This window comes from Euhalothece natronophila Z-M001, from assembly GCF_007904085.1.
Lineage (GTDB): Bacteria > Cyanobacteriota > Cyanobacteriia > Cyanobacteriales > Rubidibacteraceae > Halothece > Halothece natronophila.
The window spans coordinates 17,110-32,939 of the sequence record NZ_CP042329.1; the positions used below are offsets into that span (position 1 = coordinate 17,110).

Annotated in this window: 9 protein-coding genes; 1 reads left to right on the forward strand and 8 read right to left on the reverse strand. The window is 39.7% G+C overall.

Going from position 1 to position 15,830, the window contains the following annotated elements; translation table 11 throughout:
- Nucleotides 1–55: 55 nt before the first annotated feature.
- Both FRE64_RS17080 and FRE64_RS17085 read right to left on the reverse strand, forming a co-directional pair.
- Nucleotides 56–2,788, reverse strand: coding sequence for a DUF1156 domain-containing protein (locus tag FRE64_RS17080; RefSeq protein WP_146297637.1), 2,733 nt, complete (start codon nt 2,786–2,788; stop codon nt 56–58).
- A gap of 332 nt (nt 2,789–3,120) precedes the next feature.
- Nucleotides 3,121–3,549 (reverse strand): DUF7680 family protein, encoded by a 429-nt coding sequence (locus FRE64_RS17085; protein ID WP_146297639.1) that lies wholly within the window; start codon nt 3,547–3,549, stop codon nt 3,121–3,123.
- 1,456 nt (nt 3,550–5,005) lie between these two features.
- On the opposite strand from FRE64_RS17085, the gene FRE64_RS17090 reads away from it, so the two are divergent.
- A complete protein-coding gene (locus FRE64_RS17090) occupies nt 5,006–5,530 on the forward strand; it encodes a hypothetical protein (RefSeq protein WP_146297641.1) in 525 nt (174 codons plus the stop codon).
- Nucleotides 5,531–5,715: 185 nt separating this feature from the next.
- Here FRE64_RS17090 and FRE64_RS17095 read toward each other — a convergent pair whose 3' ends face one another.
- The 6 genes from FRE64_RS17095 to FRE64_RS17115 all read right to left on the reverse strand — a co-directional run bounded on the left by FRE64_RS17095 (nt 5,716) and on the right by FRE64_RS17115 (nt 15,336).
- On the reverse strand, nt 5,716–6,045 hold the full coding sequence (locus FRE64_RS17095) for a hypothetical protein (protein WP_146297643.1): 330 nt from the start codon (nt 6,043–6,045) through the stop codon (nt 5,716–5,718).
- Between the two features lie 361 nt (nt 6,046–6,406).
- Nucleotides 6,407–6,556, reverse strand: a complete 150-nt coding sequence (locus FRE64_RS17660; protein WP_186709114.1) for a hypothetical protein — start codon at nt 6,554–6,556, stop codon at nt 6,407–6,409.
- Between the two features lie 43 nt (nt 6,557–6,599).
- On the reverse strand, nt 6,600–9,929 hold the full coding sequence (locus FRE64_RS17100; protein WP_146297644.1) for a plasmid replication protein, CyRepA1 family: 3,330 nt from the start codon (nt 9,927–9,929) through the stop codon (nt 6,600–6,602).
- A gap of 461 nt (nt 9,930–10,390) precedes the next feature.
- Nucleotides 10,391–11,527 (reverse strand): outer membrane protein assembly factor BamB family protein, encoded by a 1,137-nt coding sequence (locus tag FRE64_RS17105; RefSeq protein ID WP_146297645.1) that lies wholly within the window; start codon nt 11,525–11,527, stop codon nt 10,391–10,393.
- Between the two features lie 84 nt (nt 11,528–11,611).
- A complete protein-coding gene (locus FRE64_RS17110; protein ID WP_146297646.1) occupies nt 11,612–12,019 on the reverse strand; it encodes a BrnT family toxin in 408 nt (135 codons plus the stop codon).
- 92 nt (nt 12,020–12,111) lie between these two features.
- Nucleotides 12,112–15,336, reverse strand: a complete 3,225-nt coding sequence (locus FRE64_RS17115) for an ATP-binding protein (protein WP_146297647.1) — start codon at nt 15,334–15,336, stop codon at nt 12,112–12,114.
- Nucleotides 15,337–15,830 lie beyond the last annotated feature (494 nt).

Sequence of the window (15,830 nt, forward strand, 5' to 3'; positions counted from 1 at the left end):
GCGTAACACCATGGACAATACTAGGTGGTGTTGGGGTTCGTTCCCTTCACCCAACTTACAATTCTAAGTTCATCTGTCCATCGTCTAAGTTCATTTCCATTTGTTCATAAACCACCTTAGATTTAATTTCATCCATTGCTAACCATAAGTCTAATAAGGCTTGATGTTCGGGAACATTTTTGGGAATCACCTTAAATGCTACTTCCATGGTTTTACTAAACATATCATTACTAACTAACCCTGTATCCTGCATAAACCGCCGCACCATTTGGATGTTTTCTTCTTCTTGATAAATAGCAATCATCCCATGAAGTCCATTCACTAAATGTTGGGCGGAAAATTCTTGGGGGTTGATGGAAAAGGCGCGTTTCTTTAGCCGTTGGAGAGGGGTTAAGAGTTTACAGCTTCCACTGGCGGAGTCGAGGAGTTTATGGACTTTTGCTAAGTCACCAACGTTAAAACCGCCTATGGCTAGGGCTAACTGTCGCGCTTCATCAAAGGGGAACTCTCGCGCTTTGAACGCATCCCAAGCGAGGAGATACCATTGTGTTAAGGTGTCAAACCCTGCGGTGTCGCTTTGGACGAGTTTTTGGAAGCGGTAGTTGGCGATGGCGGTTCTCGCTTCGGCGAAGGCTTTTTCGGGACGGACTTCTTCTCCTGTACTGTCGAGGATGGGGTAGGAACGGGAAAAGACGTTGAGGGCGGGGCCAAATGCGCTAAGATAAAGGTCGATTCCTGTGATGTCGTTGGCTTCAAAGTCAGGGGCGCGAGATTCTACAAGATTGGCGACTTCGGGGCGCAAATCATCCCACCAGGCTTGTTCGGCGTTGGGGTCACGTTTACGACAGACTAATAAAACGGTGCTGGAAACGCTATTTTTTTTGGCTTGGTGAAGGTTTTGGGGGTTTTCGGTACTTACAGCCCAAGATGCTGTAATCTCGAAGCCTGAATCAATTAATGATTTGGTTAGAACATCCCACGCGCCAGACTCTTTATGATTAAACTGAACGGTCATTACGCCATCATCCCGTAAGACGCGATAATGTTCGGCGAATGCCATTTGCATTTTCCCTTCGTAGTCTTGGCTGGCGAGTGCGTCGGGAGATTCTCCCATGTTACGGAAACGGGAGGGGTTAGCAACGGCTTCTCTGTCTTTGTCGGTGAGTTCGGTGAGGAAAAGTTCGGGGAAAATGTCGTCTAAAACTCTTTTTTGCCAGACGTAGAAGAAGTCGGAAAGTTCTGCATATTGAATGGTAGCGTAATAAGGAGGGTCAGTGACGATGGTATCAACGGAGTTATCAGGAAGATGGAATAAGCTATCAGCAGATGTAGCGTCGATTTGGATTGATTTAGAGTCGTATTTTTCTAGTTCTTTAAACTGAATAGAGTTATTTTCTGTTCCTAGATATTGGCAGAGTTTACTATAATCAGAAACGAAAGCATCAGCACACCAATGCCATAATTCTCCATTTCCACTAATTTCTGGATAATTCCAAAATAAGTTAAGTGAATGTTGTCCTGATGCTGCTTGAGAAAATGCTCTTGATGCTTGCCAATGAGATAATCTAGAGTTTTTATCAACACATCGATCTAAAACTAAGGCTAAATAAGTTATAATCGCGATCGCTGTTTCAGGTTCATATTCAGCTTGAATTTTTGCTTTTGCTTCATTGATAATTTCTACATAAGCGACAAGCGTTAAAAGTTGACGAGGGTTAAAATAATCAGAGTTTCTAGTTAATCCATAAGCAAAACATCGATCAGCATAACCATCATATCTATCTTCATTAGGTATGATTTGATTCCAAAACGTATCTTCTAATTTTTCTGCTAAATACTGTTCAGCTTTTTCAATTCCTTCAAAATCAATTTGACTGGGAACTCGAAACTGTAAACTACTCTTTCCTTCCTTATAAGCAACTGCATAAAGTTGATGACCTAAACCTTCTTTTTGCGCTTGAGATTTAACTGCTTCTTCTTCGATTACATTGCTACAATTCGGACATTTCCCAACACTACGGCTAACGGTATCGTAATTTTTTGGATCAAATTCTCCCTCTTCTGTTTGTATGGTTGTTCCCTTTCCTTTCTTCCCCTTAATCAACTCAAAATCAACCCGTTTTTCTTCAGGGTTAGGAATGGGTTTAACCGCACACCATTTATGTAAATTTTGCTTTTCTGGACGCTTGTATAACCACCAGTTGGGAGATAAAGGAACAACCGATTCACAACTGGGACAAACTACGGTATGCGCCCATAAATAATTCTGTACCGTTTCCCCTTCCTGCGATGGGAAAAACTCAGCGAGGCGTTTCTCTGCTTCATCCCCTACCCATTTCACCCATTTATCAATGTCTTCCTGTAACTCTGCGCCAAATTTCAGGGGATATTCCATCGCTGCTTTCATCGTTACTACCGCCACTGGGTTTAAGTCATAAGCTAAGACATTCAACCCATAGCGCACGGCTTCAAAAGGGATACTTCCCCCACCCGCAAACGCATCTAAGACAGTTGGCGTTTTCGTTCCCCATACCGTCTCACAATAGTTTTGCACTTTCTCAATGAGATGAGGGGGGGGAGGTGTTTTGTAGAGGCGAATATCTTTCCCGTTTTGTAAGCCCAATAATTGTTCAAATTCTTCTGGAGTAATGTCGGCGGGTAAAATTGAGGCTAAAACGGAGGCGCGAGAGAAGGATAATGGTTTACGAGAATACCAGCGATGCAAGCCCTTAAACGGGTTTCCCCCACTTTCATAACTCACCTGTTCATTGAGGAGGTTAACAGGCATTATTTTCTCGATGAAGACTTGGGGGCGCATGGTTTTGTTATTCGTTATTGGTTACTTGTTATTTAGTGATCGTATCTTAATTTGGCTGTATTTTTATTGTCTGGAAAATCAATCTCTTCTAACAACTCAATCGTTTTGCCTTTTTTGATTCCTTTGATTAACATAACTTGAACTAAGATGAAATAGTAAATGGTTGCTACAAATGAATGGTTAAAGGCTCTCCCCAATCCTCACTTCGTCTTGATTAAGGGGCAAAGGGGAGCTAAGGTAGCAGTTTTTAAGGATTTCAGATAAATTTATTCTAACCATTCCTGCTCCCCAATAACAAGGAACTAATCTCCTAATAAAATTCGCATCGCTTTCAGTGCTGAATTTCGATTCCCATTATTAATATTGGCAAACCAATAGTGGGTTTCTTCATTACTCATTTCCTTAACTTTTGCTGTAATATTAATAATTCTTTCTTCTTTTCTAAGCGGTTGCAGGGCTTGAAAAAGAATGGCTAAATTAACCCCTGTTTCTTCATCTAAAATATAGGGATTCCGTCTTTTATAAGAAAGGGTTTTCGGATCATAATTATTGGCTTTGAGGGCTTGGTAAATATTGTGTCGTGCTAAAACTAAGTTTCTTCCTTTGAGTTGTCCAATTCGTTTAGCTGTGGGACGCTTTTTCTCTCCTGCTTTTTTATAGGCACATTGATAGAGTTCAAGGCTAAATTCGTTATTATTAAGAGGCTTGACTCGTAGTTGAAATTCTTGCATTTACTGTTTTGGTAATGCTGTATTTTGATTTTTTAGTTTTGAGATGTGATCTAATAGCTACTGCTAATTTTACTATAGTTTGGCTTATCTTCTCTCACTTGGTTGTTTTGAGAGTTATCATTACCCTCTTAATTGTGTTTTTGGTCGATTATTTTCACTTATTTTATCATTAGAAAAAGATTTTCTCATGCGCGGTTTGCTAGTGATTTCATTTAATTAATCTCGTTATAATCAGGTATAACTTCTAAAACACTGATTTAGAAAGATGTTTAATGATTTTTGTGCTGAGGCAAATGAGAAAAATCACAATGTCTTTTATATTTTCTTAAGGTGGGGCGCGATCGCGTTGAACTTTTAAATTCACCCCCCTTTTTGTTGTCATACTTTTTGCCTTGCTTGCGGGATCAAGTAGAAAAAAGAGGAGGCATGGGGGGGAAGAGAAGAGATAGGCAAGCAAAAAGAGAATCCTGAAAAAATAGTCACAATACAATTGTGATTGATATAAAAATTAAATAATTATTTAAATAACAAACGTGATTTAAATAAGATAAAAAATGTAAATAAGATAAAACCCCAGAAAATTGGGTATTGGGAGGGGTTGATTAAAATGTTCTAGGTTATTATAGCGATCGCTGATTAGCTCATATTGAAATTAAAGGTTTCTCCTTCTTTGATTTGGGGGATATGGCTAGATCAAACTGTTGCTAGACCTTTTTCAGTGGGATGTGTGGTTGCAACCCATAGGGCAGGTTCGCAAAGCTCTATTAGGTTATTTAGTACAGTGTTGTCATTGCCTGAGATAATAACGCCCATAGAAAAATTGACGTTTAATTGGTGGAATTTCTCTAAGAGGGGAATAGAATTTGTTAGAGAGGGGTCTGAATCCTCAGAAAATTCAATAACTTGATAATTTACCTCTGCTTTTTTTGCAGTATTATTGTTATAAACATAAAACTTATAAAGTAACTTATGTATCTTTAGCTAGCTATATCCTTTGCTATATAGGGAATATAGATATTATTTTTATTAATTGATTTTATTTTTATCTTAAATTTATACGAATAGCTTGATTAAATCATAATATAAATCAGTTTGGTAGCAGTAGGGAGTAAAAAGGGGAGTTGACGTGAATCCTCCATATTTTGGAGTTTTTTGCAGTTTGCTTAGGATTTTTCTCAAATTTTGGTGTGTGATTTTAATCATTTATGGTAATTCCTTAATGACAATGGTAGATGAAGATAGATCAGGGTAGATCAGGGAGTATCATGGTAGATAAGGAATCGCCAATCTTATTGAGTCGTTCAAATACCATTGATAAAAGAAGGTTATTTTTGGTCATATCATGGTGAATAATGGTAACTTATGGTATTAAAAGGAAAATAATGGTATCGCTTGTTTGTCGTAAATCACATAATTATAAGATTTTTGTTATAAAAAAGAAAGGATGGAATCACTTATGAGTAATACCACAATATATATTAACTATAAATCACAAGCAAAAGTAAATAGTAAGCGAGGAAAGTTGTTTAAGTACCTTAATCAAATAGAATCTGGGGAAAGAAATGCAATGATTTGCCATGCGATCGAAAAGTATTATTATCCTGAACTTATATCAGAATTTGAAGATATTTCAGAGCAAGAATTAAAAGTGATGGCAAGGCGTTCTATAAGTGACTTATGGGGTCAAATACATAGTTTGGCAATTCTAGCAGGGTTGGATGTGGAAGAGATGCTAGGGAGAAGGGTGAACTCGGTTGGAGAAGCAAAAGCCCCATCAACTGTAGAATTGAGCCAAGAGTCAAGTGAAGAGTCAAGTGAAGAGTCAAGTAAGGAAGGGGAAAAGGAGAAAAAAAGAGAAAAAACAAAAATAGAGTTAATTATGGAAGCGAGAAAGAAAGATACAGAAAGCAATTTTCCGATAGATGATGATAGAAAGCCAGATGGGGAAGAGGCATTAAATAGTATGATAGAATCTTTTTAGATAAAACATGAAAAAATGTTGAAGATAGAAAGAGATTAAGCAAGAAAACAGTTAAAAAAGTAAGTAAAAATTAGATAATAACATAGCTACAGAAACAGGGACTCAATTATTAGGACTGTAAAAAAAAATCCCCCTAAGTAATAATAAGGGGGAGTCTGACTAAATTTAAGATTGAACTAAACCATCTAGGCGTTTCTGTCTGTTAGAATCAAAATGATCGCCTCTTTATGCTCTAAATTATCTAATGAAAAGACTTTGGTATAAATCTTTTCATCTGGGAAACTCGAAAACTTACTTTTGATTTTCTTTGGTGTTTCTTTTGAATTATTTTTGAGGTAATAAGTATCAGGCTTAGAGCCTTTTCCTTGTTCGCGATCTACTTGGTTTTCTTCGAGTAGTTCCATCAATCCATTGTAGGTAGCAGATTCGGAATACTCAATTGCCTTAGCAATTTCTTGGCGTGTACCGGTCGGGTTATGTTTTAAATAATTCAATATTTTTTCTTTTTTATTCATATATTTTTCCTCCTATTAATTTATTATTTTTCATGAGGTTATTCGGTCTTTACAGAAATTGAATGCTGTTGAGATTTTAATGACTAAAAATGTCTGTTGTTTAGCTCAGAAAATCTTAATTTCTTCTCAATCATTTTGAGTTTTTATATCATATTTTCCGAGCTAAATTTAACGATTTTTTATTTATTTTTTTAAGACAGAATCAAGTCATTAATGGTCACCGATTCTTTTTAAACCCCTTAATTCAATTATTTTTTATTTATTTTTAATCTGTAATTGCAAGCTAATTCCTAATACCATCTTGAACAAGATAGGAGAATCATTCAAGCTAATTTCTCATCGGTGGATGCACTTGACCTGATCATTTTTTGATGATTCCAACATCCACTAAGCTATCTAAGATTAATCCAGCAAACTTATCTAAATCGCCACGACAATGTTCATAAGTTAAAAGCGCAAGGTCGCTATAGTACAAGGCGTTTGGAGAAGGCTTCGCGTTTACTAGAGTCACTTTGATTGATTCCCATATATTATTAATAATCTCGCGTGACCCCTTAAGCTACCTCCTCATAGGATTCTATTAATTCATTAATTAAACTGCTCGCCAATTCATTCGTGACATGGGGATGAATTGCTCTTAAATCATCTACCGATTCTTGCACGTCATCTTTAGCTAACAGGTTAAAGAGAGTCCTATCCTTGTTGCCGTAGAATGGGATAGAATCATCATTGATATAATTAATTAATGATGTAAGGCGTTTAGGGAAGTTAACCACATTCCGAGACTTAAGGTCGTCATTAACCTTCTGTAGCCAGTGGGAGAAGATAACATCTTGCTTATTGGTTATCCGTTCGACTGTGTAAACTCGTTCTCGTCCCTCATTTTTCCCTTTCTGGTAAGAGAAGGCTAACTCATACCCAACGCGGTTAAGTATCTTCCCTAGATTCCTGATTGGTGTTTCCTTATCGGATATCGTTAAATTCAGGAACTGCTTAACGGTGGTCTTGGCATTTTTGTTTTCACAAATGTCTTGAATATGTTGCCACCACCAATCAATCGAGCTATTAGTTACCTCCTCTCCTTCCATCGCTAGAATTTCAGGGATTCTTAGAGCTTCTAGCACTTGCACTTTAGCTTGGTTCTGAGTGCGGTTAAAATCGGGTGAGTAGCCTTTGCCTCCTGTCGTATCAGCGTATTTTTTCGCTTTTTGGTGGTCAGCTTCCTCTACCTGATCGCGTCCTACTGTAAGCCAAAATAGGAGGGATAACTGAGGATAAAGCCCGTCGTCGTCTTGTTCAACTAATTCCTTGTCAGCTTCCACACCATAGCGCTTTTCCATTTTCCCTTTTCTTAATTGGTAGCGTTGGGAATCGGTTAACTCATGTTTGGATTCCAGCTTGGTAAGTTCCTCATCGGAAGGGGTTTCAATTTGCGCGATCGCGCTGGTTTCCTTGTCGTAGTTGATGTCTCTTGTGGTGGTAACTGTTTTCCCTAGAGGTTTCTTATCATCTTCCTCGATATCCTGCATTTGGATAATTTCATATCCTTCCCTTTTCAACCCCTCTAGGACAATTTCACGATACGCTGACAAGCCTAAATTATGGTTGGCAACATAGCTACAGTAAGCATTAACATGGTTTCCAAAGGAATCAAACTCTAAAGCCTCATTGTCTAGCTTGGTCAGGTTGCAAATGTTCCGTTTGGTAACTGATTTATTAGAGCGTTTGACGGCTCGGGGTTCGGTTTCGCCGCCACTCATAAAGCCAACGCCAATGGGCTTAAAGTAACAGTGGCGAGGGATATCATCTCTTAATCGTGCCAAGAATTGACGGGTGCTGTTTTCTGATTGCGTTCCCTGATTGAAACTGTAAACGGCGGTGAAATGATTTTCAACGTCAATGCTTATGCCAGTTCCTAGCACGGGGGTGTAAATTACCACATCATAATCTTTAATTGCCTGATTGATCAGGTTGGCAATCCCAAAAGCCTCATGTTCGGGATTAGCAACGGTTTCCGAGTCAATTCGTAAAACCTTCAGATGGGGATATCTTGTCTTGATGTAGGTTTCTACTGTCTGGCTTCCCCACTTGGAACTTGCTCTTTGGGCATCTATGGGAATTAGCACTTTAGAATCTGGATCATCTAATTCTAAAAGAAGGTCATGTAATAGAGCTTCTGGGGAGGGGTAATTATAAAGTTTTCTCCCTTTAGCTGGTTGAAAGTCGTTAACAATTACTTTCTGTTGACAGTGACCAGTGAGGGAAGAGATATAATTGAGACCGCGATCGCTGAGGTCAGCATCGGATAAAATAATCTGTTTGGCATTCTGGCAAAGGGTAGAAAGGTTGGCTAATACTTCCGTGCGGTGGTTAGCTACATCCGTCCCTGTGCTGGTGAGGGTGTGGGGAATCATTTGTTCTACCTCATCAATGATGAGGACAAAATCATCCCAGTTATGAGGATTGAAGTTAACCTGACTATTGCTGTGGAGGGAATCAGAACATAACGCTAACCCTAAAACTCCCCTGGTATCAGATACACGGAAGTTATAAGCGTTATCAATGCCAAACCGTTCCGATAAGGCTTCTACTAATTGGCGGCGGTGGGATAAGAGGAGAACAGGGATTCCAGCGTTGATATACTCTTGGACATAATCGCCAATTGCTTCTGTTTTGCCAGTGCCTTTGGGTGATTTAATTCCAAGGATTTTGGCAATACTATCAATATCATCCTTGGTTAGGAATTGTTTGTTTAGTCGCTGGTCAACATGGTTTAATTTTTGATTCCAGTAAAGCCACGCTGATAATGATAGCCGTTGTTCATAAACCTTCTTAAACCAATTAGCACCATTAAGCGCGATCGCGTCGTCAATGCCTTTTCCATCTTCGGGTTTCCAATAAAGGATGCTAACCTTGCCACCATTTTTGCTTAGAACCTTCCCTAATACCTCTTGGGCGAGTTCAACATTGCGACGGGTGCTGGCTTTCTCATCCTCATCAAAGGCAAGGAAAAATTCTCTTTTAACCTTGCACAGGGGTGTTAAGTGTCGGGTTAGTTCCTTACGGCGTTTCTCTTCTCCCTTAAAGTTAATAAACTTCTCAGCATCCTGATCGATCCAATTCCAGATCCCAGGAACGGCGACGCAAGGATATCCTTGGGTTAGAATGGACGCTGCTTTTTTGTATCCTTCTGTTACTCCTACAGAAACAGGATGAGTCTTAACTGATTCCCAGAAGCCCTCATCTAGTCTGATTAGAACGTTCAGGAGAGTTTTAGAGTCTTCACATTTTAGGTACTCAAAACCATCTTTCTTATTTCGTAGTTTCTGGGAAGTCTGATAAACATCCTCAATTGCTCCATTCTTACAATTTTCTCTAGTGATGGCTAATAGGCTATTGCTATCCTTAATTTCTTCCTTGTCTATTTCATCCTGTAGCCGTTTGAGAAAATCTTTCTGAAACTCATCATTCTTGCTCTTTGCGACAATTTTGGCACTATCAGCAAAGGACACAAGAGGGGCAAAAATTTCTGTGGCTCTCCCTCTGGGATGCTCGTATTTGATATGCTTCTGCTTCTGGCTATCCCAGCGTGGGTTTTCTGGTTTCAGGGTAATGAAGTCAGAATAACCTCCATTCTGTAAATCAGCACCCCGAGCACGCCAGCCACCATCATTAAGAAAATCATATTTCTTTAACTCGGAACGGCTAATCCGACCCGTGTTATCACGTTTGATGTTGTCTAGGTCAGCTAATAGCTCGATCGCCTCGTCCCGTGCGCCGTAGGGTTCAACCTTGAGGCTTCTTAAATTAAGCTCGATGATTTCATCTGAAATCCTGCTTCCTTTCCATTCATTCCGATGGTGAGGGTAGATAAAATTAGCCATTTGCCTCACCTCCCATCATTTGCGATTGGATGAGAGGGAAAGAATTATGGCAGGTTAGACCAAAATTCTGATTCCATGCTGGAATGGAGCTAAAATTGCTTCTGGTTTCCTTGGCTTGATGTTTGTTAACCGATACGTTATGATTGGTGTAGAGTAAAAGGTGCATATCTTAAATCCTTTTATTTTCGGTAGGGATAAGGGGGCGAATCGGCAAAAATTAGCCCTTTATCCTGCATCTATCCTAACAACTGAATATTTATTTTTCTCTCTTGGTAGAAGTAAAAAATCCATACATAAGTAATCCTAATTGCGCTTCAGAAAACAGTAAAGGAATGCTTATAATTCAAAAGGGGATTGCTTCCCCCTTAGCTCGTGGGAGGTTTGCTTATCTTTCTATCCTTTTCGATAGATTTCTAATCTATAGGTTGCTACCCCAGATTCACTTAGATAGGTTAAACTGTTTACCTCACCGCCCGTAACCGACCATCACTGCTACCAAAATAAACTACTCCCTCTGATACTGCTGGCGATAAGAGTTCCGGATAATCAGTTTGAAAGTTCCAAAGTTCTTGTCCCATCTCTATATCTAGGGCATAAAGGTGATTGTCATAGCTACTAAAATAAACCACTCCCTCTGATACAGCAGGGGATGATTCTACCAAAGACTCAGTTTGAAAATTCCAAAGTTCCTCTCCAGTATCCACATCTAGGGCATAAAGGTGATTATCAGCGCTACCAAAATAAACCACTCCCTCTGATACTGCTGGCGATGAGGATACCCAAGCATCAGTTTGAAAGTTCCAAAGTTCCTCTCCAGTATCCACATCTAGGGCATAAAGGTGATTATCAGCGCTACCAAAATAAACCACTCCCTCTGACACCGCCGGCGATGAGCCTACAAAAGCATCAGTTTGAAAGTTCCAAAGTTCTTGTCCCGTCTCTACATCTACGGCATAAAGACCATCAGCGCCAAAATAAGCTACTCCCTCTGATACAGCAGGGGATGAGGCTACCCGATCATCAGTTTGAAAATTCCAAAGTTCTTCTCCCGTCTCCACATCTACGGCATAAAGACCATCAGCGCCAAAATAAGCTACTCCCTCTGATACAGCAGGGGATGAGGCTACCCGATCATCAGTTTGAAAATTCCAAAGTTCTTCTCCCGTCTCCACATCTACGGCATAAAGGTGATTATCATGGCTACCAAAATAAACCACTCCCTCTGATACTGCTGGCGATGACCATACCGAAGCCTCAGTTTGAAAATTCCAAAGTTCTTCTCCCGTCTCTACATCTACGGCATAAAGACCATCAGCGCCAAAATAAGCTACTCCCTCTGACACCGTAGGCGATGACGATATCATCTGATCATCAGTCGGAAATTCCCAGAGAAGTTCATTAAATTCGGTGGGCCCTCCCCCTGGATATTCTCCTGTGCGTTGTAAGTTTCCTCTAAACATCGCAGTATTGGAGTCATCTCCAGGATGGGCTACTCCTTTGCCCCCTGAAGAGATGAATTGGGTATCAATCGTGACTCCACCTACAATTAACGCGATTGCGCTTACTGCAGTAATTAAACCAAATTGCCACTGTTTCATAACTGTTTGCTCTTATTTTGATCATTTATAGCAATTCAAAAAATATTGATAATTCGGCTAATCTGTACCTTTTACGCAATCGCGCTACTGGCTGTTGTCGAGAAATGTCAAAGGAGGGCAAGCAACAGCATTCTCTAGGGATGTCTCATCAGTATCTACAGCGTCAGGGTCATCAGCAATCGCCGCCTTAATATCTTGATCACTCAAAGCTCTTACCTGTTCCCAATCAGTTTGCCCTTGCGTTTCCCAAATGTCTTTAGCGGAGACTCGGGTATGTTGATTGGTATTTTCTGCGCTCATATAAACGACGGTTATCATATCATCTCCTATCTTACCAGTGGCTAGGATTCTTTCCTCGCTATCCCTATACTCTTGCTCACTTCTCCATTGGACGGTATTTCCCCAGAAAATTTTGGCGGCCTCGAAAAAATCAATTTTATGTTTTTTTAGATTCTTTTGTCGTTTTGCTTCATCCCAATCAAATTCGAGCATTAGTTTCTTATAATTGATTTTTCCTGCGTTTCAGGAATTATAATTTTTAAGGTCAACTCAGTTAATCCCTATCTGGGGCTGGAGGTATTTTGTCAATATTCGACATTAACTCCCAAATCTAATCGTTCAACTGGGTTACGAGTTAAATTCTGTTCAATGGTATGAAAATCATTTCCTTTCGGGATAATCCCTTGTTCAAATTCTAGAATGACTTTTAAGTTAACATCGGCAGTGGCGTTAGGTTGATTAAGTAAGGTGTTGATATTGTTAACAAAGCCTTGAAAGCCTTTATACTCTCCTTGATATTCTAAACGGAGAAATTGTCCCCCAGCTTGAATCGTAACAGTTTGCTCAATTTCGGGATTGAATCGACTTAGCAAGCCAATTCCTGTTACTAATTTTCGATAGTCCATGAGTTGGGAAACAGATAATTCAAATCGTTTAATCAATTGAATCTTCTCATCATCAGCGCGATCGCGCAATTGATTAAATACAGCTTTTGGTGTTCCTTGAAACTCTAGAAAAGTCGGCTTTTGAACATCAAAAATCGTCTGATTTGTCCCAACAGTTGGGGAAGAAGAAGTCGTTTTAGTGCTATAAAGCGTCACCGTTTCTTCTTTTTCTAAAGTTTCCCCTTCTCCATAGTCAGCAACCACCCGAAAGCGAGTAGTTTCTTGGACTTCTGCTTCGTATTCATCAGAAGGGCGAAAATCATCACGAATTAATTGTTCACCTTGATATAAACTAACTCTTAAAGCTCCCTTAGCCTTCCAACGCACCCGTACTGGTTTTTGCGGTGTCGAAGCAGGCATTAATTGTAAATTTAAATCAATTTCTTTGGGCTGTGGCGGTTCTAAAATTCCCCGACGATATAAGACCATGCGCTCAGAAAATTCAATATTCTCTGGAGGAGAAATGGCAGCATTATTAGTTTTAATATAAACCTTTTCTCCCACTTTTAAATCCCATTGTCCTTCCATAATTCCCCGTCTTATGGTAGTTCGGAGTTTTGGAACTTCTGCTTCTATCAGCAAATTCAGGGCAATATTTTTAGCAAATTGTTCTTTTAGATTTTTGGTACTCCAATGCTCTATCCCTTTTGGCCAAACTTTTTGTAAAATATAAGCAGGAGCGAAAGGTTTGGCATCATTTTCTAATTCAGCACGGATTTTTCCACAGTCTCGGAGTGCTTTTAAGATCACTTCTTGCTGATTACTTTTTCCCTTAACGGTACTAGAATCATTTGCAGGTAAAGTGTAGTGCATTAACCCTTGAGGGGCTTTCACCTCATCTTTTGTCGGATAAAATAAATGACGATAAGTATTAGTTAAAGCAATCCGAACATCTAAATCTAATTTCCCATTCTTTTCCTTTAATTGCTTTTTTTGATTTTCCGAGATATCCTCTAAACGATTAGGACTATTAAGAATATTTTGGATAGCAATATGTTCTCGATTGAGATTAATGGCTTGTTCTAATTGTTGTTTATTAGCCACTAAAAATAGGAGACGATTTCGATAAGTCCGAAAACTTCCCGATTCTCCTGTTTTATTAAAGATATTTTCCACAAGGAGAGGGGGGCTATCTTGGGAAGAAGTAATGCTTTCTTCGTCAAAGTCGATGATACAAAGGGCGATGGGAGTTGCGACATCATCAACATCGGCAGGGGAATCTGGAGAGGAGATAAGTTGAAACTGTTTAGAAGCGAAAATGCTATCACGGCGGGATCGTAAATTCTCTTTAGCTTCAACTTTTCCCACTTGTTCTTTCTCTTCTGTAATAATTTTATTAATAGAGGGTTCTTCTTTAAATCGCGCAATCGTGGTAACAGGATCCACTTCTAAATACCAAGCGACTGAGGCTAAACGGGTCAAGGCTTCATCAACAAAACTAATTTCCACATGAGGAGTCAGCAGAGATAAATTGAGTTCTGCACGCCGTATTCCTGAAGAAATGCCTTGAGTGAGAGAATGGAGAAAAATTGATCGCGCTACCCAAGTCGTAAAAGGAGGTTTATCTGCAATGCGCCACTGTTCATCTTGAATTTGGGCATAGGCTTGTCTTCCACTAGGGTTATAAATATCAGCTTGTACAGGATTCCGCATTAATGGACGTTGCAAGCGCGAGGTTAATTCATTGGTCACTTTCGGATTCAACCCAACGGGGAGATGATGGGTATGGATGAGAGGAACCCATTGTGCAGTATCCTGCCATAAGTGTTGGACAACGAGAGCAAATAAACGCAGTGCGCCCCTAGTGCGTTGAAATTCAGGGATAGAGGCAATTTTTTGTGTTAGCAGTCGGAATAGTTCAGGATGGAAGGGATAACTATTTTCAATCGCTTCTGCGTAACTGGCTTCTTTACAGCCATCAGGAAGATCAATCCGTGCGCCACGATAACAATTCAGATAGGCTTTGGCTGCTTCTTGGGCTGCCTCAGTAGAGACAGTTTCAAAAACCCGCTGTTTGACAATATTATAAATTTCAATATCCGTAGAAGGGCTTAAGACTCTCTCTTGTCTAGCAGAAGCACGAACGAGTTCATTCAGTTCACTGGTTTCTTCGCTGAAGGTATCGGAAGCAGATGCAAGGGAATAGACAAAGATTACTTGATTTGAGGCAGCCGCTAAGTCCATGAGTGAGAAAAGAAAGGAAACCACTTGACGGGCGAGGTCACTATTGCCCACAGTACGGGCTTTTGCTGACCGTAAGTAACGAGCAATTTCATCAAGGATAATCACGGTGGGGTGGTTATCAACGAGGCGTTCAATAACGGAAGTTCCTGGACTGATGCCACTTTCATCGGATCCTTTGAGGAGATCATAACCGCGAACCCCTCCAATTTGATAGGCAATTTCTCCCCAAAGCGTATAAGTGGTGATTCCTGTGTCTTTGTGATAAATGCCATTAATAGGGTCTAAATCTCGTCCATCAATCGCTGCCACTTGGGTCGCATAATCAGGGATGATTTTCAGATGATCGGTGAAGCGGTCTAATTCAGGAATGTTCCGCCCTTGCTGACAAATGTGCCAAAGCGCGATCGCGTCGTGAGTTTTTCCCCCACCGAAGCTAGTTTCTAAGCGAATAACCGATGAGCCTTCCTCATTTCCCGTTAACCGTGCAAATACTTCTCGAATTAGGGTTTTAATTCCATCTGTGGGGAAGGTATTAGCAAAGAACTGATTGGCATCTTGATAAACGGAAGGGGCAGTTCCTTCCACAACAGGGCGAATTTTAGCAGCAAAGATAGTTTCTGTGAGTTCTCCACTTTGAATTTCACGTCTGGGACTACAAGTCTCAAAAATTGAGCGCAACATTATTTTTTCTAGAGAGCGGCTTATTCCCTCTAGTTTAAGGAATTTTGCTCCTGAGTTCCTTGGTCTATTTATCTATTGAGTTAATTATACAATTAGCTCAATGTATCTTTGTATAATTATGTCAATATACCTTTACTTCCTGAGTTAAAGGAACTGTCGCGATCGCCGATTGGATTTTTTTCTTATTCCCTGTGTTCAAAATAAGCCTAAAAAAAGGTAATTCCTTGCCAGCTGTACTGTTCCACAAGGTTGAGGAACTATCTTTTTGGTGGTAATAAGTACCAGTAAATTGTTAACTTAGCAACAGAAGCTAAACGTGACAAAATGTAACATAAAATTAAATGATCTCATCAATGTCTAATCTGATATTTGAAGTCGTAATGCACTAATTTGTTTGAGGATTATGGCAATTAGTCTTACTCTATTTTGGAGTTTTCAGATTAAAAGATTAGAGATTGCCTTTACAAAATGACATTTTCCATTTATACTTAGTA